Here is a 19309-nt window from a genome sequence, read left to right as displayed (position 1 = left end):
AAGAAAATATTGTTTTTATTTAATATTTTTACCAAAAAATATTCTTTTTAATGAGCTTTTATCGTCTATAAAAAGAAAAAATGACTGATTTGTAATAATTTTTGAAACACTTTTTACCATGATTTTAGACGAAACTGACAAAAAAATCCTACGCCTTTTACAAGAAGATGCGCATTATACCTTAAAAGACATTGCAAACAAAATAAATTTGTCACTTACACCTGTCCATGATAGAGTCAAACGACTTGAGAGAGAGGGAGTTATTGAGAAATATGTGTCTATTTTGAACAAGAAAAAATTAGGGAATAATCTTACTGTTTATTGCCAGGTAACGCTCACAAAACAGACATATGATACGTCGGAAGGGTTTAATCAATCTATTTTGAATTTACCCGAAGTTGTAGAATGTAATTATGTATCAGGAAATTTTGATTACATGCTTAAAATTATCATTCCAGATATGGAAACGTATCATCATTTTCATCAAAAAAAATTATCAATTTTACCCGAAGTTTCTTTAATCAATACTGTCTTTGTAATGTCCGAAGTAAAAAGTACGACAGTTTTACCAATAATATAATGTGAAGTACAACTGTTGTGAATTGAAATTGATCGAGTTATAAGTTCAATTACATAAAATTATTAGTGTAATAAAAAGTTAACCATGTAAGTGATTTAAGTAAATATAAGTGTGACTATCTGTATAAAGCTTAAATGAACTTAAATCACTTATATGGTAAAAAAACTCAACTGGTTGATTTAAAAGTAAAAACCATCAAGAAATCTTGATGGTTTTGAGAAAAAGTTGGTTTGGTTGGTGTATATGCTAGTAGTAAGTAAAACGTCTTACTTTCGCAATATATTTTGCTAATCGAATAACCTGGTGACTATAGCCATATTCATTATCGTACCAAATATATAATACAATGCTTTTTCCGTCTTTGGAAACTATTGTAGCATTACTATCATAAATTGATGGTGCCGAAGTACCAATTATGTCAGAAGAAACCAATTCTGTATTCAAAGAATATTTTATCTGTTCTACTAATTCGCCTTCAAGGGCATATTTTTTCATTATTTTGTTAATTCCAGCAATCGAAGTTGCTTTTTTAACATCAAGATTCAATACAACAAGAGAACCGTTAGGAACTGGAACACGTATTGCATTTGATGTTAATTTCCCTTCAAGCGTGGGTAATGCTTTTGCAACAGCACTTCCTGCACCAGTTTCAGTAATTACCATATTTAATGCAGCAGCTCTACCACGACGGTATTTTTTGTGCATATTATCAACCAGATTCTGATCATTAGTATATGCGTGTATAGTTTCTAAGTGTCCTTTTACAACACCTAGTGTATCTTCAATTGCTTTTAAAACAGGCGTTATAGCATTTGTAGTACAAGAAGCAGCCGAGAAAATATCATTTTCATCAGGATTATACTCGTTATGATTTACTCCGTGTACAATATTAGGAATGCCTTTTCCAGGTGCAGTAAGTAAGACTTTGCTAACCCCTTTAGAAACTAAGTGTCTGCTTAATGCTTCCTGAGTTGTAAAAGCACCAGTATTATCAATAACTAGAGCATCATTAATACCATATAGCGTATAATCTATTTCTTCAGGAGAATTTGCCGAAATAATATGTACCGTAGTTCCATTTATCAAAAGTGCATTATTCTTTGGGTCAGCAACCACAGAACCCTGAAAATCTCCATGAATAGAGTCATATCTTAATAAAGAAGCTCTTTTTTCAAGATTTGCCAGTTCGCTTTTATCACGAATAACAATTGCTCTTAATCTCAGCTGATTTCCTTTTCCTGTTTTAGACATTAATTCTCTGGCCAATAAGCGACCAATTCGGCCAAAGCCATAAAGAACAACATCTTTAGGTTGAATTTCTTCAGATGATTTAGCTTCTTTTAGTTTTTCGATTACAAAATGACGAGCATCTGGATATTTTTCATCCTCCAAACGATATTCATAAGTTAGTTTTCCAATGTCTATTTTGGAAGGAGGTAATTTTAAAGATAAAACAACTCTCGCAATTTCAACAGAGTCAAAAATAGTAATTGGTTTACCTACAAATTCTCCAGCGTATTGATGTAAATTAATAATGTCGCTTACATTCTTATCTAGTAATTGATTTTTGAATAAAACCATTTCGATAGATTTATCATACCATAAATCGCTTATGATTTTAATCAATTCTACTCCGGCTTTTCGTCTGTCGACTTGAAATGATACTTCTTTTTGGTACAAAGATTTTTTGCTCATAGTTGAAAATTTGTAAAAATAAAACTGCTTGTTTTTTTAAATTTGGCGCAAAAGTACCCATTTCAATCGATTTCGTAAACTATTTTATGATTTATTTTGGAAACGTGTGAAAATAAATTTTTATCAATAAAATGAAAATTGGCTTCTCCTAAAACAAAAAAATAAATTCTATATCAGAAGGAAATAAAAAAGCCATCCTAATTTTTGCAGGATGGCTTTGAATTTGGGAAATAAAATGATTTAGATGATAACTCGAATAACTTCTCCGTTTCTATTAATCATTTCAATTCGTATACTTTGGTTTTCGTCTTTTTGATTTAAAAGTTTCGAAACCGTTTCAATATCTGTTGCTTTTATATTGTCAATACTTAAAATAATGTTGCCTTGTAATTCATTATTATACTGTTTAAGATTTTCGTTTGTAAGTGCTTTAATTTTTACACCATAGTTTATACCGAATCTCTTTTTATCGGTTGCATCGATATTTTCTAATTCGATTCCTTTATATTCAGTACTAAAAAATTCATTTTTACTTAAAGTAACAGGAACTACTTTATTTTTTCCGTCACGTATATAAGTTACCTGAACTACATCATTAGGTCTTTTGGTATTAATATATCCAGAAAAATCAGCATAAGTAGCTATATCTCGATTATCTAATTTTACAATGATATCACCTTTTTGAAGACCAGATTTTTCAGCACCTGATTTTTGAGTTACTTTATTGATGTAAAAACCTTGAGTTTGAGAAATACCCAGCTCTTTAGAAGCGGCATTGTTAAGTTCTCCCCCTTCTACACCTAAAATAGCTCTTTGTACATTACCAAACTCCATAATATCTTCTATTATTTTTCTGGCAATATTAGACGGAACTGCAAATGAGTATCCAACATAAGAACCGGTTGTAGAGGATATCATGGTATTAATACCAATTAAATCTCCTCTGGTGTTTACCAATGCACCACCACTATTACCAGGGTTTACCGCAGCATCTGTCTGGATAAACGATTGAATTCCGTTTGTATCTAAGTTTCTGGCTTTCGCCGAAACAATCCCCGCAGTTACTGTAGAAGTTAGATTATACGGATTTCCAACTGCCAAAACCCATTCACCGACTTTTACAGCATCAGAATCTGCAAAAGGAGTATAAGGTAATTTTTCGTCGGCATCGATTTTTAATAAAGCAATATCCATTTTAGAATCAGTTCCAATGAGTTTTGCCGTATAAGATTTTTTATTGTTTAAAGTAATTTCAATTTCAGTGGCGTTTTTTATCACGTGATTATTAGTTACGATATATCCGTCAGCAGAAATAATTACACCCGAACCAGTACCAACTTGTTCTTGTGTTTGCTGGCCTCCATAACCATAAAAATATTCTAACATAGGGTTAGTAACAGTTCTGCGAGATACATTTTTTACGTGCACTACTGTATGAATGGTTTTATCTGCTGCAGCTGTAAAATCAACAGTTTCGGGACCTAATCCTACTGTTTTAGAGTATGAATTTGGAGCAAGAGTTACTATCGATTTCTTTTCGCCAAAAAGAGAACCGTTATTATCAAATAATAACTTGTATGCACCAAGCGTAGTAGCACCGCTTAATAAGGATACTAAAAATAAGGTTGAAAATCGTTTCATAGTTTTGATTAGTGTTTAAGTTATCTATGTATAAAATTATATCAAAAAAAAACTGAAGTAAAGTGGTTTAACGCTCTTTAACAATGATTAACATTTCATTAATAGTTCGTACTTTTGTATTTCTCAATTCAATAACAATGCAAGTAGAATTTTATAAATATCAGGGTACAGGAAATGATTTTGTAATGATTGATAATCGTTCTGGTTTTTTTCCAAAGAAAGATACGAAATTAATTGAACGTTTGTGCGACAGGCGATTCGGAATTGGTGCTGATGGACTGATTTTGTTAGAAAATGATTCTGAAACCGATTTTAGAATGGTTTACTATAATGCCGACGGAAACCAAAGTTCGATGTGCGGAAACGGTGGTAGATGTTTGGTGGCATTTGCTAAAAAACTAGATGTAATAGAAAATGAAACAACCTTTATAGCTACAGATGGTTTGCATCATGCTACAATCGCACCAGACTCTATTGTTTCTTTACAAATGATAGATGTTGATGCTATAAATAAATATGATAATTATACGTTCTTAAATACAGGATCTCCACATCATGTACAAATAGTAGATGATTTAGAACATTATAATGTAAAAGAAAACGGAGCAGCTATACGTTACGGAGAATTGTATGGAAAACCAGGGAGTAATATCAACTTTGTAAAAAAAGTAGATGATAAAACATTTTCACTACGCACTTATGAAAGAGGTGTAGAAGATGAAACTCTTGCTTGCGGAACAGGCGCTACAGCGGTTGCAATAGCTATGAATGCAATAGGAGAAACTAATGAAACAGATATCAACTTAAATGTTGAAGGAGGTAAACTAGTTGTTTCTTTTGATAAAGTAGGGGAGCACTTTACAAATGTGTTCTTAAAAGGACCAGCAGAATTTGTATTTAAAGGAACAATCGAGATTTAATGTTTTCGGTCTGAAATCTATCCTATCCCGACGTTTTGGGATCGGGGCTAAATTCTAAAATTAAAAATGATCACATTAAAAGGCGATACTATATATATACGAGCATTAGAACCCAATGATCTGGAGTTTATTTATGCAGTCGAAAATGACCTTAGTATTTGGGAAGTAAGCAATACTCAAACACCTTACAGCCGATTCTTAATAAAACAATATCTGGAAAATGCCCATCAGGACATTTATGAAGCCAAACAATTACGACTTGCTATTTGTCAAGATCAGGATTTTCCTGCCATTGGCCTAGTTGATTTATTCGATTTTGACCCTAAAAATAATAGGGCAGGTATTGGGATTGTAATTCAGGATAATGAAAGAAGGAATCAAAATATTGGTTCTGAAGCTTTAACATTATTAATTAAATATTCTTTTTATCATCTTAATTTACATCAATTATATGCAAATATTGGTGTTAAAAACGAAGCAAGTAATGCACTTTTTACTAAATTTGGCTTTGAAAAAATTGGAACAAAAAAAGATTGGCTTTTAGTTAATGGAGTTTATCAGGACGAAGCCCTTTTTCAATTAATTAATAAGGAGTTTTAAAAGTTTAGTTTTTAAATTGTTATAATTAAAAAAAAATACTAGCAAGTAATGCAACCACATATGAATATAAAGAAAATTATAACAATAAGTGCCGTAATAGTAATTTCGGTTTTGATGGTTTATGGGTTTATTTTGATAAGCCAAATTTTTAGTGCTAATACTAAATTTTCTGAGAAAGAAGTTTACGTTTATGTACCTACGGGATCTAATTATGAAGATGTAAAAAAGATATTAGAACCCTTTGTAAAAGATTTAAAGAACTTTGAGATGGTTGCTAGTAAAAGAGGTTATCCTGATAATGTAAAACCAGGACGCTTTTTATTAACCAAGGATATGAATAATATGGATTTGGTTAGAGCAATGCGATCTAATGTTCCGGTAAAATTAGCTTTTAACAATCAAGAACGTCTAGAGGATTTTGCAGGACGTGTTGCTTCTCAAATAGAAGCTGATAGCACATCATTGCTAAAAGTATTTAAAGATTCTATTTTCATGAAAGAAAATGGTTTTAACGAAGATAATGTGTTTGCAATGTTTATCCCGAATACGTATGAAGTGTATTGGAATACTTCGGCTCTTAAGTTTCGTGATAAAATGATTAAAGAATATCATAATTTCTGGACTAAAGAGAGAATAGATCAAGCTGCTGCACAAGGATTAACTCCAGTAGAAGCTACAATTTTGGCTTCAATCGTACATAAAGAATCTGTAAAAAAAGATGAGCGACCTAGAATTGCAGGAGTTTATTTAAACAGATTGCGTCTGGAAATGCCATTACAAGCTGATCCAACGGTTATTTACGCAATCAAAAAGAAATCAAATGACTTTGAGCAAGTAATAAAAAGAGTTTTTTATAAAGACTTAACAATGTCGTCTCCATATAATACCTATATGAATACGGGACTTCCTCCAGGACCAATTGCAATGCCAGATATTACAGCATTAGAAGCGGTTTTAAAGCCTGAGAAAAATGATTACATCTATTTCTGTGCAAGTATAGATCGTTTTGGATATCATGAGTTTGCATCGACATTAGCACAGCATAATGTAAATGCAAAAAAATACTCAGACTGGATTAATAGTCAAGGAGTGGTAAGATAGTCCCGAAAGTAAAATATAATCTATAAAAAGATGCCGAAGTTAATTATTGACTTCGGCATCTTTTTTTTTATAAATATTGATTTTATAAATAGATTTTTGAGAAGTATGATTTGTTTAATTATTGATAGTTGAAATTGTTCAAATAATTGAATTTATTTTTCGACAAAAGAGAGAATTGTTTTTATTGAAAATATCAAAAAAAACGACCCTAATTTGACGATTTAGAATTTTAAAATAGATTGGTAGTCTTATCCCGTCTCGACGTTTTTCTTACAAAAATTGACGAAAAAGCAGTTTTTTTGAAAACGTTTTCATTGGGATTCCACGTTATTGAGAGATAAAATTGATTTTTGGAACGCACTCCTAACTAGGCGGTTACGGGGCGTATTTTGGGTTTTTTGAAAAGTTTAACTGGTTGATTTATAGCTTTGTAAATTTTGTTGTATCTTTGTGGGCAGAAATTTTTGAATGGGACAGCGTTCAAAAGAAAAACAATCTATGATAAAGAAATGGTATTTTTACACAACATTAACCGTTATTATTGGGTTTTTAAGCTCAGGTTTTAAGTCCTTTAATTTAGACACCACTCCTTGGTTTCTTACAGAAAAAACAGATGGAACCGACTACTTACTTCCATCTAAAGAAAAGAAAGATTATCCTGTTTCAGACAGTATTCCTTTCACCGGAAACCACCTAATTGGTTTCAAAGAAGCAATCGCTTTAAGAGAATCTCAAGGCAAATACAGAAAAGTTAATACACTTGGTTACATGGGAAAATATCAATTCGGAACCCAGGCTTTAAGAGCAATTGGAGTACGAAATGATGAAGCGTTCCTAAGAAACCCTGCGTTACAAGAAAAAGCATTTATTGCTTTGTTGTCTAAAAATAAATGGATTTTAAGGAAGGAAATCGAGAAGTATGAAGGAAAGCTTATCAGCGGAATTTATATTACCGAATCAGGAATATTAGCAGCGGCTCATTTAGGAGGTGCTGGGTCTGTTAAAAACTTTTTTAAGAATAATGGACAAAAATATTTCAGAGATGCTTATGGAACGTCTATTAGAAGTTACATGAAGGCTTTTGGAGGTTACAATGTCTCTTCAATCGAAGCAGATAATGATGCCACAGTTCACTCGATATAATTCATTACGAATTAAGAATATAAAAAAACCTGCAAGAGATTGCAGGTTTTTTACTTTTTAGTCAATTAGGATTTCCAGAATTGTAATTGCGGCTTCACTAATTTTTGTTCCAGGTCCAAAAACGGCTACAGCACCAGCATCAAATAAATACTGATAATCTTGAGCAGGTATTACACCACCCACAATAACCATGATATCTTCACGACCATGTTTTTTTAGTTCTTCTATAACTTGAGGTACAAGTGTTTTATGTCCCGCAGCAAGTGAGGAAACACCTAGAATATGAACGTCATTTTCTACAGCTTGTTTGGCAGCTTCTGCCGGAGTCTGGAAAAGAGGACCTATATCTACATCAAAGCCCACATCGGCATAACCAGTGGCAACTACTTTTGCACCCCTGTCATGACCGTCTTGCCCCATTTTGGCAATCATAATTCTTGGGCGACGACCTTCCTGTTTGGCAAAGGTATCGGCCAATTGTTTTGCTTTCTCAAAGCTCTTGTCGTCTTTTATCGCTGCACTGTACACGCCACTAAAGGATTTAATTTGCGCTTTGTATCTTCCGAAAACAGTTTCTAAAGCATCGCTTATTTCGCCTAGAGTAGCACGATTTCTAGCTGCATCAATAGCTATTTCCAGTAAATTACCGTCGCCGGTTTTAGCACAATGAATTAATTTTTCGAGTATTGCTTTTACTTTTTCAGAATCTCTGGTTGCTTTTATATGTTCTAGTTGAGCAACTTGTTGTTTACGCACCATTTGGTTATCAACATCAAGAATCTGTAAAGGATCTTCTTTTTCTAGTCGGTATTTATTAACACCCACAATAATATCTTGTCCGCTGTCTATTCGGGCTTGTTTTCTTGCAGCAGCTTCTTCTATTCGTAATTTAGGAATTCCAGCTTCAATAGCTTTAGTCATTCCGCCTAGTTCTTCAACTTCTTCAATAAGTTTCCAAGCATTGGCAACAATTTCATTTGTTAAGCTCTCTACATAATAACTACCAGCCCAAGGGTCAACGGTTTTGGTTATTTTGGTTTCTTCCTGCAAGAAGATTTGAGTATTACGAGCAATTCTTGCCGAAAAATCTGTTGGCAATGCAATGGCTTCATCCAGAGCATTTGTATGTAACGATTGTGTTCCGCCAAAAGCAGCTGCTGTAGCCTCAATACAAGTACGAGCCACATTATTAAATGGATCTTGCTCGGTTAAACTCCAGCCACTTGTCTGACAATGCGTTCTCAAAGCCAGAGATTTATCGCTTTTAGGATTAAATTGTTGAACCAGTTTTGCCCAAATCATTCTTCCTGCACGCATTTTGGCAATTTCCATAAAGTGATTCATTCCTATTGCCCAGAAAAAAGACAATCGTGGAGCAAACTCATCTATAGGCATTCCCGTTGCCAATCCTGTTCGTATATATTCTAATCCATCGGCTAGAGTATAAGCCAATTCTATATCGGCTGTAGCACCTGCTTCTTGCATATGATATCCAGAAATGGAGATAGAATTGAATTTCGGCATTTTTTTGCTTGTAAATTCAAAAATATCAGCAATAATCTTCATCGAAGGAGTTGGCGGATAAATATAAGTGTTACGCACCATGAACTCTTTCAGGATATCATTTTGTATAGTTCCGGAAAGTTTTACAGGAGGAACACCTTGTTCTTCGGCAGCAACGATATAAAAAGCCATAATTGGTAAAACCGCACCATTCATTGTCATAGAAACCGACATCTCTTCAAGCGGGATTTGATCAAATAAAACCTTCATGTCTTCGACTGTGTCAATAGCAACTCCAGCTTTCCCGACATCACCAACAACACGCTCGTGATCAGAGTCGTATCCGCGATGCGTAGGTAAATCAAATGCAATTGATAAACCCTTTTGCCCTGCAGCTAGATTACGTCTGTAAAAAGCATTGCTTTCTTCGGCAGTCGAAAATCCTGCATATTGCCTGATTGTCCAAGGGCGTCTTACATGCATAGTTGCATAAGGACCTCTTAAATTTGGAGCAAATCCTGCTCCAAAATCAAGATGTTCTATATTCTCAATATCTTGTTTTGTATAGGTTGCTTTTAGGTCAATTCCTTCGGCTGTTTCAAAGTAATCAGTTGTTAGTTGTTTATCTTGAGGATTAACACTATCTACCTGTTCGCTTTCAACTTTTAATTTAATATGTTTAAGGTCTTTTCTCAATTGTAAAAAAGGTATTTAAAAGAAGTTTAATTCACTATCTCTGGATGTGTGAAAAATGGATTTTATAACGATACAATTTTCGTAAATTGAATAATGTATGGCATATGGAAAAGTTTTTAAAAATAATATTCTGATATTGTCATATCTAATTTGAAATAGTAATGGGTCTTTTTTAATAATTGCTATACTTTTTTTAAAGGAATCATTAAATCTAATAGCTAATTTTGGATGTATGTTTTTATACCAAAGCAAAGATTCTTTATAATCTATTTTCGCTTCGTCAATAATTACTATTTTATAGATCATCTTCAATTTCTTTTAAAAAATCATCTATGTCAGTAACATTCGTTGGATTTTTTAAATAATTTTCTGTTCTTTCTCTAACTTGATCAATTTGCCATTGGGGGATTTTATAATTGTCATTTTGTATAGGTAAAATAATTACTTCTACTTCATCTGCTATAAAATCATCGGGTAAAATAACTGTTATAGAATGATTTTTAACCGATATTATTTGTCGAATTGCTTCCATAATTAGTTGTGTTAGATTCAAATATAGCTATTTTAAATCAGTTTTATTCAAGTTCTAATCGTTCTTGCTCCAGTTTTTCGGCCAACCGTTTTTCTATTATTGGTGTAATTAATGTTTTTCTTGGTTTTATTTTTACAAAAGGAAAGAGTTCTAAATCATGCTTCATTTTGTCGTCTTTGTTCGGGTACTTATTAGTTCCGAGTAAAACTTCTTTCTTTGTATCAAATAATTCTTGTTCCTTATCGGCGCTTTCCTGAATTTTTCTTTTGATAATTCCTTCGTTTAATAGTTTTAAGAAACCTCCGTTGGCTTCGATATCTTTAAATAAGGTCAATGATTTCTCAGCAAGTTGGTTGGTCAGACTTTCGATATAATAACTTCCGTCGGCTGGATTATTGACTTTGTCAAAATAGCTTTCGTTTTTAAGAATCAATAATTGATTGCGTGCAATTCTGTCCCCAAATTCATTGTCTTTGTGGTATAAAGCATCGTATGGTAAATTAGCAATGGCATCTGCACCACCAATTATTGCCGACATACATTCGGTTGTGGTACGTAGCATGTTTACATTGTAATCATACAAGGTTTTATTTCGCTTTGTAGGCGTAACAAGTAAATGACATTTTAGGTTTGGATTGTATTCGGGTGCTATTAAATTAAAAAGCAATCGTAAGGCACGAAGTTTAGCAATTTCAAAAAAGTAATTGGTTCCTACTGATACTTGTAATACGATGGTTCCGTTTATTGAGGGAATTCGATTAAAATATTCGTTTGCGTGTGCTACTGTATATGCAATTTGCTGTACCATATTGGCGCCAGCATTTTGATATAAACTTGCATTAATACTTATTAAGGATGCATTTGGAATTTCCTTTGAAAGTATTTCAAGGGTTTCGAAATTGTTTTTTTCTTTGGTTGTAAAGGAAAACCAATTGCCTTCTTTTGCCAATTGCCCAAGGGGATCAATATTATAGTAAAAATTCGCTTTTTTCTGTATTGAAATTGCGTTTAGTTTTTTTACGAAATCGATTGAAATAAAATTCAAATTAAAGTAAACATTTCTGTTTTCTAAAGGTAATTTTTCGAATAATTTATCAACGGCAACGGTGTCATTTTCGATTGTAAAATACAAACTTTCAGCACCTCTTTTTAGGGAATCTAAAGCCCTTTCAACTGATTTTGAAACGTCATGAACAAAAATGTTCTGACATATTTTAAAATCAGTTGCTTTGGTTGTTACTTCAACGGGCTTGATGTTTTCATCACTATGATAAAATGGTTTTACCTGAATGTCTTCTGGCGAATTCCAAATCAGGGTTTCGTTATAATCGGCACCATCCAATTCAAATTGAATTTTTTGTTTCCATTGTTTGGATGATACTGGACTAAAATTATCGAAAAGGGGAGTAGCCATTTTTATCTTTTTATGATTCTGAATTTATTTTTTTTCGATAGTGTCACCTTCAAACTCGATGATGTAAATGTCTTCACTATCTTTTTTCATAAAATACTTTTCCCGTGCATATTTCTCAATTTGCTCTGGGTTTTTAAGTTCTTTTATTTGTTCCTGGTCTTTTTTTATCTCTTCTTGATAATAGGTTTTGTTGTCTTTTAACTCATTTATTTGGTTATCTAGAAAACGATGATCAAAATAGGAGTAATTATCTAGAAAAACCATCCAGATTATAAAAAACAACAATACCCAAACATACTTGTTGCTCAGGAATTTAAACCAGGATTTATCTTTATATGGATTTGTCATTTTTTATTTTTTAGCCCCGATAAAGCCGATATCCTTTGAGAGGAACGAACAAAGATAAAGGTGAAAGCGGGAATAGCTCCTAATTTTTAATGCAATAAATTTACAATAAAATTATAGAATACGTTGATTAATTACTGCACGAACTACATCTATTGCTACGGTATTGTATTTATCGTTTGGTATGATAATATCAGCAAAAGCCTTTGTTGGTTCGATAAACTGCTCATGCATAGGTTTTAAAGTGTTTTGGTACCGTGTTAAAACCTCGTCTAAGTCACGACCACGTTCGGCGATATCACGCTTTAAACGTCTGATAAGTCTTTCATCAGAATCGGCGTGAACGTATACTTTAATATCAAAAAGATCTCTTAGTTCTGGATTTGTCAGGATTAAAATCCCTTCTACAATCATTACTTTTCTAGGATGTGTGCTAATTGTATCGTCGGTTCTGTTATGTGTGATAAAAGAATAAACAGGTTGATCGATAGTTTTTCCTTCTTTAAGTTCTTTTAAGTGGGTAACTAATAAATCAAAATCAATCGCACGTGGATGATCAAAATTTATTAAGGCTCTTTCATCAAAAGATAGATTTTTATTTTCTCTGTAGTATGAATCCTGAGAAATCACGCCCACTTCGGCATGGGGTAATTCATTCATGATTTGATGTACTACGGTTGTTTTCCCGCTTCCTGTTCCGCCTGCAATTCCAATGATGAGCATAAAAATATTGTTATAATTTGAAGCCGCAAAAATAAGAATTAATACGGATTTGTCATTAGATAAAATTCCTAAAATTCCTTGTAGCTTTTATCTTGTTTTAAAATTTTTCTGATTCAATTTTTAACTCAATAGTTGCCCTTGTAATAAGGGAAAAGTTAAACGTAAATTAAGTTTTTTTGCCACTCCCGATAGCTATCGGGATAAAAAGATTAGGAGAATTAGAAACTGTTGCAATAAAAAGTTGACCACAAATTACACAAATTACACGAATTTAGGTTAGCTTTAAAATACATGCAAATTAAAGTCTTGCGTCCTTTGCGGTTAAACTTTAGGTCACAGATTAATTCTGTTTTTCAATCGTTCTTGATATATAGGGAGTAAAAAAGAAAAGACCTCGATTACTTAGTAATCGAGGCCTTTGGTGCAATCAGTGATTTGTTTAAATACTTGACTTTAGTAAGTACTTATTATTTGTTTTTCTTTGCTTTTATCATCATTTCAAGCTGATCCCAAAGTTCTTCTGGAATTGCTTCTAATAAATTAAATTGTCCAGCTCCTTTTAACCATTCGCCACCATCGATAACAATTACTTCACCATTAACATAGGCTGAAAAATCAGAAACTAAATAAGCAGCTAAATTGGCTAATTCCTGGTGATCACCTACACGTTTTAATGGTACTTTTTTAGCCATGTCAAATTTCTCTGCAAGATCTCCCGGAAGTAATCTGTCCCAAGCGCCTTTTGTAGGGAATGGACCTGGAGCGATAGCATTAGTACGGATTCCGTATTTTGCCCATTCTACAGCAAGACTTCTTGTCATCGCTAGAACTCCAGCTTTTGCAGTAGCACTTGGTACAACATAAGCAGATCCTGTCCAAGCATAAGTAGTTACAATATTTAATACCGTAGCCGATGTTTGTTTGGTATCAATCCAGTGCTTTCCGAAAGCAAGTGTGCAGTTTTTAGAACCTTTTAATACAATATCGATAACAGTGTCAAAAGCATTAGCTGATAATCTTTCGGTTGGCGAAATAAAATTCCCAGCAGCATTGTTTAGTAATACATCTACTTTACCAAAAGCTTTTAAAACTTCTTGTAGCATGTTTTCTACTTCTTCGTAATGACGAACATCACATTGCAGTGGTAAACAAGTTCCTCCTGTTAGGCCCTCAAGTTCTGTAGCTGTGTTTTTTAGTTTTTCTAAATCTCTCGACGTTATTGCAACTTTAGCACCTAACTCTAGAAAGTATTTAGTCATGGCTTTTCCTAGTCCGCTTCCTCCGCCGGTTACCACTATTACTTTGCCTTTTAAAGCATCGTCTCTTAACATTTTATCTGTATAACTCATGTTTTTTTAAATTTAAAAGGTAAATATAAGAATTAAATAGTATGCATGCATAATAAATGTGTTAATTTTAGTTTATGCTAAATGCTGCATAATCTTTCGGCAGCTGCCTCGAGTGTAGCATTATCTTTTGCAAAACAAAAACGGATTAGTTTTAAATCTTTTCCGTTGGCATAGAAAGTCGAAATGGGTATTGCAGCAACTCCGTATTCGGTTATTAGTCTTTTGCAGAAAGTTACATCATCTTCGTCGGAGATTGATTTATAGGATGCAACCTGAAAATAAGTTCCTTCGCATGGTTTTAATTCGAATCGACTTTTTTCTAGTAATTTTTTAAAGTAATCTCTTTTTTCCTGATAGAATTTGCCAAGTTTAGTAACGTCAACAATATCTAGATATTCGCTTATTGCAACTTGAGAAATACTGTTTACACTAAAAACCAAAAACTGATGTACTTTCTTGATTTCTATCATTAAATGTTCTGGGGCTACAACGTAACCAATTTTCCATCCTGTAATATGAAATGATTTCCCGAAAGATGAAATCATAATGCAACGGTCTAAAAGTTGCTGACGGGTATGTGCTGAGATATGTTTTTCTTCAAAGGTGATGTACTCATAAACTTCGTCGGATAATACTAATAGGTCTGGGTATTTATCAAGAATCTTCTCTAATCGTACAAAATCTGCTTCCGCTAAAATTTTCCCTGTTGGGTTATGCGGATTGTTAATGATTATCATTCTTGTTTTGGTAGAACAAGCTTTTTCTATGATTTCCCAATTTGGCGTGTAATCATCGTTTAAAGGAACTCTAACTGAATGTGCATTGCATAATAAAACTGGTGCTTCGTAGCAATCATAACTTGGGTCGAGAATAATTACTTCGTCGTTTGCTTTAATTAACGCTTGTATGGTGGTAAAAATACCTTGAGTTGCTCCGGCAGTTACAAGAATTTCGGTTTCTGGTACAACTACTCGTTTATAGGAGTCCAGAATAAGTTTTGCAATTTTGGTCAATAACGGCGGATAACCTGCCATTGGAGTGTATTGGTGTACATTCTCGGTTGCAAGTCGTGCTACAATGCTAGTTAAGCGTTCGTCAACAGGAAAGTTAGGGAATCCTTGCGATAGGTTAATGGCATTGTATTCGTTTGCCATTTTAGACATAACTGTAAAAATACTCGTGCCAATGTGGGGGAGTTTGCTCATAAAAATCTATAATTACTTTTATAAAGATAGCTTTTTTATGATAATTTTAAATTCTTTTTCTGAAACGAATATTTTTCTAAAAAGAGAATCTATAGCTTATTAGTTAACGATTATAGGAAGAGAATAAAGAACTCTAACTTGCTTGTTGTTTTGTATTCCTGGAGTCCATTTAGGAGATGTTTTTAAAACGCGAATAGCTTCAGCGCCGGTTCCATAACCAATATCTCTTAAAATTTTGATATCGCTTAATGAACCATCTTTTTCTATTATAAACGTCACGTATATTTTGCCCTTTAGATTATCTGTTGGGTTTTTATAATTTCGTTTTATAAAACTGTCAAAACCAATTAAGCCTCCGGGAAATTCAGGTTTTACTTCTATACCAGCGGTGTTATAAATTAGATAATCATCGTTAGGAATAGTTCCTTGTGGGGGAATTGTATCATCGATACTTATAGTAAGTGATGCGTCTATGGTAAGTTTATCACCTTCTTTTATTGTTTGAGAAAATGTATTTTGCACAAAGCAAATCAAAATCAGTAATAGAAACTTCTTCATAGATGATGGTTTTAAGGTTTGATTACATTTTATGGATAATGAAAATCGTAGGTCGATTGTGCAAATCTACTTTAATTTTTTTCCAATCAGAAATGCGCATTGTTTTTATAAACTCAGTTGGTAAAGTAATATCTGTAGCAATACAAAGATGTGTTGCGGGATTTAAGATTTGTAAAATATCTTCGACTAGTTTATTGTTTCTGTACGGGGTTTCGATAAAAATTTGAGATTGGTTTTTATCCTGAGATAATTTCTCAAAATGTTTCAATGCCGATTTTTTTTCGTCTTTGTCTATTGGTAAATACCCATTAAAAGTAAAACTTTGACCGTTCATTCCAGAAGCCATCATAGCTAATAAAATAGAAGAAGGTCCAACAAGTGGTACTACCTGAATTCCTTTTTCGTGTGCTAATTTCACAATTGCAGCGCCAGGATCGGCAACACCAGGACAACCTGCTTCGCTCATTAATCCCACATTTTTTCCTTCTAATAAAGGTTTTATGAAGTTTAAATGCTCGCTATTTTCAGTACGTTTATTTAGTGTGAAAAGAATAAGTTCAGATTGTTTTTTTTCGGGAGAAACGGCTTTAATAGATTTTCTTGCTGTTTTCTCGTTTTCTACAATATAGTGGTCTATAAAATCAATACTTCTCTTTATTGTTTGTGGTAAAACATCCATTGGGTCGCTTTCGCCTAAGGTTGTCGGAATCAAATAAAGTTTTCCTAATAAAGAAGTTGATTTCATGTGTTTGATTTTTTAATTTATTAAGACAGATTTCGGTTATTGATGTTTGGCTATTAGTTTTTTAGCAATCACTTCGGCAGCTTCGTCCAGCATTTGATAAACTGAGTTAAAGCCGTTTGGTAGGCCATAATAGGGATCGGGAACATCAACATTTTCTGCGGGAAATAATTCGTTTAGAATAAGTTGTACTTTATCTTTTTGCTGTTGATTTTTTGTCAATGCAATAACGTTATTATAGTTGGAATTGTCCATGACGTAGATATAATCGAAGGTATCAAAATCGGAAGTTTTGAATTGTCTTCCTTTTTGATTTGAAATGTTTAAGCCGTTTTTTTGTGCTACTGCGATTGAGCGTTGGTCAGGGTTACGACCAACATACCAACCGCCCGTTCCTGCCGAATCAACTAAAAAAGTGTCTTTAGGTAATTTTGAAGCTAAAATGCCTTCTGCTAATGGTGATCTGCAAATGTTACCCAAGCAGACCATTAAAATTTTTACGGGCATGGTTCGCGTTTATAGCGTTAATTTTTTATTGATGTCTTCGACAAATTTCTTGAATTGTTTGTCTGTAGAGACTAAATTGTCAACTGTTTTACAAGCGTGTAATACGGTTGCGTGATCACGATCACCAATTTGTGAGCCAATATTTGCTAAAGATGCTTTAGTGAATTTCTTTGCAAAAAACATAGCCAATTGTCTTGCCTGAACAACGTGCCTCTTTCTAGTTTTAGATTGAAGTGTTTCGATATCCAGTTGGAAATAATCGGATACAATTTTTTGGATGTAATCGATAGAAATTTCTCTTTTTACATTTTTAACGAATTTTTCGACTACGCTTTTAGCCAATTCAATCGTTACTTCTTTTTTGTTGAAAGAAGATTGTGCAATCAACGAAATAATTGCTCCTTCTAGTTCACGTACATTCGATTTAATGTTGCGTGCTACATATTCGATAATATCTTCTGGAATTTCAACTCCGTCACGATATAAAATATTTTTTAAGATAGAAATTCTTGTTTCGTAATCTGGCTGATGTAACTCGGCAGATAATCCCCATTTAAAACGTGATAATAAACGTTGTTCAATGTCTTGCATGTCAACAGGAGCTTTGTCAGAAGTCAAAATTACCTGTTTTCCGTTTTGATGTAAATAATTAAAAATATGGAAGAAAACGTCTTGCGTACCTGATTTTCCAGATAGGAACTGAACGTCGTCAATAATTAAAACATCGATTAACTGGTAAAAGTGAATGAAATCATTACGATTATTCTTTTTTACCGAGTCAATATATTGTTGTGTGAAAATTTCGGCAGAAATATATAAAACCGTTTTTTCTGGGTATTTGTCTTTTACTTCAACTCCAATTGCGTGAGCTAAGTGTGTTTTTCCTAAACCAACTCCACCAAAAATCAATAACGGATTAAATGATGTTCCTCCAGGTTTATTGGCAACAGCCATACCTGCAGAACGAGCTAAACGATTTGAGTCTCCTTCAAGGAAATTGTCAAAACTATAGTTCGGGTTTAATTGAGACTCGATTTTTAAATTACGTATTCCTGGAATTACAAATGGGTTTTTTAATTCAGGATTTAAGTTTTTAAACGGAGCATCAACATCTTGAGGTTTCATAGGTCCTCTATTGGCACTTGGCAATTGTTCCGTAAACGGTTGTTTGTTGCCATAAGTGTTTTCCATTTTGATTTTATAGAGTAACTTTGCATTTTTTCCGAGTTCCTTGGTAAGAGCAACTTTTAGTAATTTTACATAGTGCTCTTCTAACCATTCGTAGAAAAATTTACTTGGAACTTGAATGTATAATGCGTTGTCGGTTAGCTCAACTGATTTGATTGGCTCAAACCAAGTTTTGTACGCTTGATCTTGAATGTTGTCTTTTATAAAAGACAAACAGTTTTCCCATACCGATTGTGCAGTTTTAGTCATAGATTCAAATAAATTATGTGTATTGATAATATTACTCTTATAAAAACGAGGTTGAATAATTGTCATTTTTCAAGATAACAAATATGTGAACAAATTTCGTTAAAAAAAAATATTTCGGGTGGTAATTATCTAAAATATTGTTGTAAGGCGAGGTTTAAAAATTAAATTTTTTTAATAAATAAATAATGAAAAATCATCAAACTCAAGTGCGTGTTCGTTACTCAGAAACGGATCAAATGGGAGTCGTTTATCATGGAAATTATATTCCTTATTTTGAAATTGGACGAGTGGAATGGCTTAGAAACAAAGGGGTTTCGTATAAAAGCATGGAAGAAAGCGGGATCGCTTTGCCAATTGTTTCCATGAATATTAATTATAAAAAATCGGCACGATATGATGAGTTGTTAACGGTGCATACAACATTTAAAAGTCAGTCATCTGTCAAGATAGAATTTGATTGCGAGATTTATAACGAGTCAAATGAGTTATTAACAACTGCTGTCTTTATTTTGGTTTTTGTGTCCTTAAAAACGGGTCGTCCAACAGCCCCTCCAAGCTATATTTTGGAGCTTCTTAAAAAGATTGAATAATTGCTAAAATTTACCATAAATGAAAATG

Annotated in this window: 20 protein-coding genes; 6 read left to right on the top strand and 14 right to left on the bottom strand. The window is 33.1% G+C overall.

Annotation, left to right across the window (positions count from 1 at the left end; translation table 11 throughout):
- The first annotated feature begins 118 nt into the window (after positions 1–118).
- Positions 119–580 carry an Lrp/AsnC family transcriptional regulator gene (locus ACJ6WR_RS05250; RefSeq protein WP_039111354.1) on the top strand — a complete coding sequence of 154 codons (462 nt, stop codon included), beginning with the start codon at positions 119–121 and terminating at the stop codon, positions 578–580.
- Positions 581–826: 246 nt separating this feature from the next.
- Here the strand turns inward: ACJ6WR_RS05250 and ACJ6WR_RS05245 are convergent, their stop codons facing one another.
- Positions 827–2275 (bottom strand): glyceraldehyde-3-phosphate dehydrogenase, encoded by a 1449-nt coding sequence (locus ACJ6WR_RS05245; protein ID WP_409417251.1) that lies wholly within the window; start codon positions 2273–2275, stop codon positions 827–829.
- Between the two features lie 240 nt (positions 2276–2515).
- Positions 2516–3916: a trypsin-like peptidase domain-containing protein gene (locus ACJ6WR_RS05240; RefSeq protein ID WP_039111346.1), complete on the bottom strand. Its 1401-nt coding sequence runs from the start codon at positions 3914–3916 to the stop codon at positions 2516–2518.
- Positions 3917–4053: 137 nt separating this feature from the next.
- On the opposite strand from ACJ6WR_RS05240, the gene dapF reads away from it, so the two are divergent.
- The 4 genes from dapF to ACJ6WR_RS05220 all read left to right on the top strand — a co-directional run bounded on the left by dapF (position 4054) and on the right by ACJ6WR_RS05220 (position 7680).
- A complete protein-coding gene (gene dapF, locus ACJ6WR_RS05235) occupies positions 4054–4836 on the top strand; it encodes a diaminopimelate epimerase (RefSeq protein WP_409417919.1) in 783 nt (260 codons plus the stop codon).
- A gap of 66 nt (positions 4837–4902) precedes the next feature.
- Positions 4903–5436, top strand: a complete 534-nt coding sequence (locus tag ACJ6WR_RS05230) for a GNAT family N-acetyltransferase (RefSeq protein WP_039111342.1) — start codon at positions 4903–4905, stop codon at positions 5434–5436.
- Positions 5437–5496: 60 nt separating this feature from the next.
- Positions 5497–6537: an endolytic transglycosylase MltG gene (mltG, locus tag ACJ6WR_RS05225; RefSeq protein WP_039111583.1), complete on the top strand. Its 1041-nt coding sequence runs from the start codon at positions 5497–5499 to the stop codon at positions 6535–6537.
- A 498-nt stretch (positions 6538–7035) separates the two neighbouring features.
- Positions 7036–7680, top strand: a complete 645-nt coding sequence (locus ACJ6WR_RS05220) for a peptidoglycan-binding protein LysM (protein WP_086895416.1) — start codon at positions 7036–7038, stop codon at positions 7678–7680.
- Positions 7681–7737: 57 nt separating this feature from the next.
- On the opposite strand, the gene scpA is transcribed toward ACJ6WR_RS05220, so the two are convergent.
- The 12 genes from scpA to dnaA form a co-directional block, all read right to left on the bottom strand.
- Positions 7738–9879, bottom strand: coding sequence for a methylmalonyl-CoA mutase (gene scpA, locus ACJ6WR_RS05215; protein WP_409417250.1), 2142 nt, complete (start codon positions 9877–9879; stop codon positions 7738–7740).
- Positions 9880–9894: 15 nt separating this feature from the next.
- Positions 9895–10185, bottom strand: a complete 291-nt coding sequence (locus ACJ6WR_RS05210) for a type II toxin-antitoxin system RelE/ParE family toxin (protein WP_409417249.1) — start codon at positions 10183–10185, stop codon at positions 9895–9897.
- A complete protein-coding gene (locus ACJ6WR_RS05205) occupies positions 10175–10411 on the bottom strand; it encodes a hypothetical protein (RefSeq protein ID WP_409417248.1) in 237 nt (78 codons plus the stop codon). Before ACJ6WR_RS05205 ends, ACJ6WR_RS05210 begins: the two co-directional genes overlap by 11 nt.
- Positions 10412–10454: 43 nt before the next feature.
- Positions 10455–11825: a methylmalonyl-CoA mutase subunit beta gene (locus ACJ6WR_RS05200; RefSeq protein ID WP_409417247.1), complete on the bottom strand. Its 1371-nt coding sequence runs from the start codon at positions 11823–11825 to the stop codon at positions 10455–10457.
- Between the two features lie 24 nt (positions 11826–11849).
- The gene (locus tag ACJ6WR_RS05195; RefSeq protein ID WP_039111330.1) at positions 11850–12173 is read right to left on the bottom strand and encodes a septum formation initiator family protein; all 324 of its coding nucleotides are present in this window, start codon (positions 12171–12173) and stop codon (positions 11850–11852) included.
- Between the two features lie 111 nt (positions 12174–12284).
- Positions 12285–12893 (bottom strand): uridine kinase, encoded by a 609-nt coding sequence (gene udk, locus ACJ6WR_RS05190; RefSeq protein WP_039111328.1) that lies wholly within the window; start codon positions 12891–12893, stop codon positions 12285–12287.
- Positions 12894–13360: 467 nt separating this feature from the next.
- Positions 13361–14242 (bottom strand): SDR family oxidoreductase, encoded by an 882-nt coding sequence (locus ACJ6WR_RS05185; RefSeq protein WP_039111326.1) that lies wholly within the window; start codon positions 14240–14242, stop codon positions 13361–13363.
- A 77-nt stretch (positions 14243–14319) separates the two neighbouring features.
- The gene (locus ACJ6WR_RS05180; protein WP_086895410.1) at positions 14320–15447 is read right to left on the bottom strand and encodes a methionine aminotransferase; all 1128 of its coding nucleotides are present in this window, start codon (positions 15445–15447) and stop codon (positions 14320–14322) included.
- Between the two features lie 99 nt (positions 15448–15546).
- The gene (locus tag ACJ6WR_RS05175; RefSeq protein WP_086895409.1) at positions 15547–16005 is read right to left on the bottom strand and encodes an energy transducer TonB; all 459 of its coding nucleotides are present in this window, start codon (positions 16003–16005) and stop codon (positions 15547–15549) included.
- Between the two features lie 22 nt (positions 16006–16027).
- On the bottom strand, positions 16028–16750 hold the full coding sequence (locus tag ACJ6WR_RS05170; RefSeq protein WP_409417246.1) for an SAM-dependent methyltransferase: 723 nt from the start codon (positions 16748–16750) through the stop codon (positions 16028–16030).
- A 36-nt stretch (positions 16751–16786) separates the two neighbouring features.
- Complete coding sequence (locus ACJ6WR_RS05165) at positions 16787–17254, bottom strand: low molecular weight protein-tyrosine-phosphatase (RefSeq protein ID WP_086895407.1); 468 nt, start codon at positions 17252–17254, stop codon at positions 16787–16789.
- Between the two features lie 9 nt (positions 17255–17263).
- Positions 17264–18691 carry a chromosomal replication initiator protein DnaA gene (dnaA, locus tag ACJ6WR_RS05160; RefSeq protein WP_039111581.1) on the bottom strand — a complete coding sequence of 476 codons (1428 nt, stop codon included), beginning with the start codon at positions 18689–18691 and terminating at the stop codon, positions 17264–17266.
- Between the two features lie 185 nt (positions 18692–18876).
- On the opposite strand from dnaA, the gene ACJ6WR_RS05155 reads away from it, so the two are divergent.
- A complete protein-coding gene (locus ACJ6WR_RS05155; protein WP_039111317.1) occupies positions 18877–19281 on the top strand; it encodes an acyl-CoA thioesterase in 405 nt (134 codons plus the stop codon).
- The last annotated feature ends 28 nt before the right edge of the window (positions 19282–19309 follow it).

Source organism: Flavobacterium sp. PS2, assembly GCF_046250155.1.
Classification (GTDB): domain Bacteria; phylum Bacteroidota; class Bacteroidia; order Flavobacteriales; family Flavobacteriaceae; genus Flavobacterium.
The sequence above is the reverse complement of the archived record's forward strand: the minus strand, read 5'-3'. Positions and strand labels throughout refer to the sequence as shown.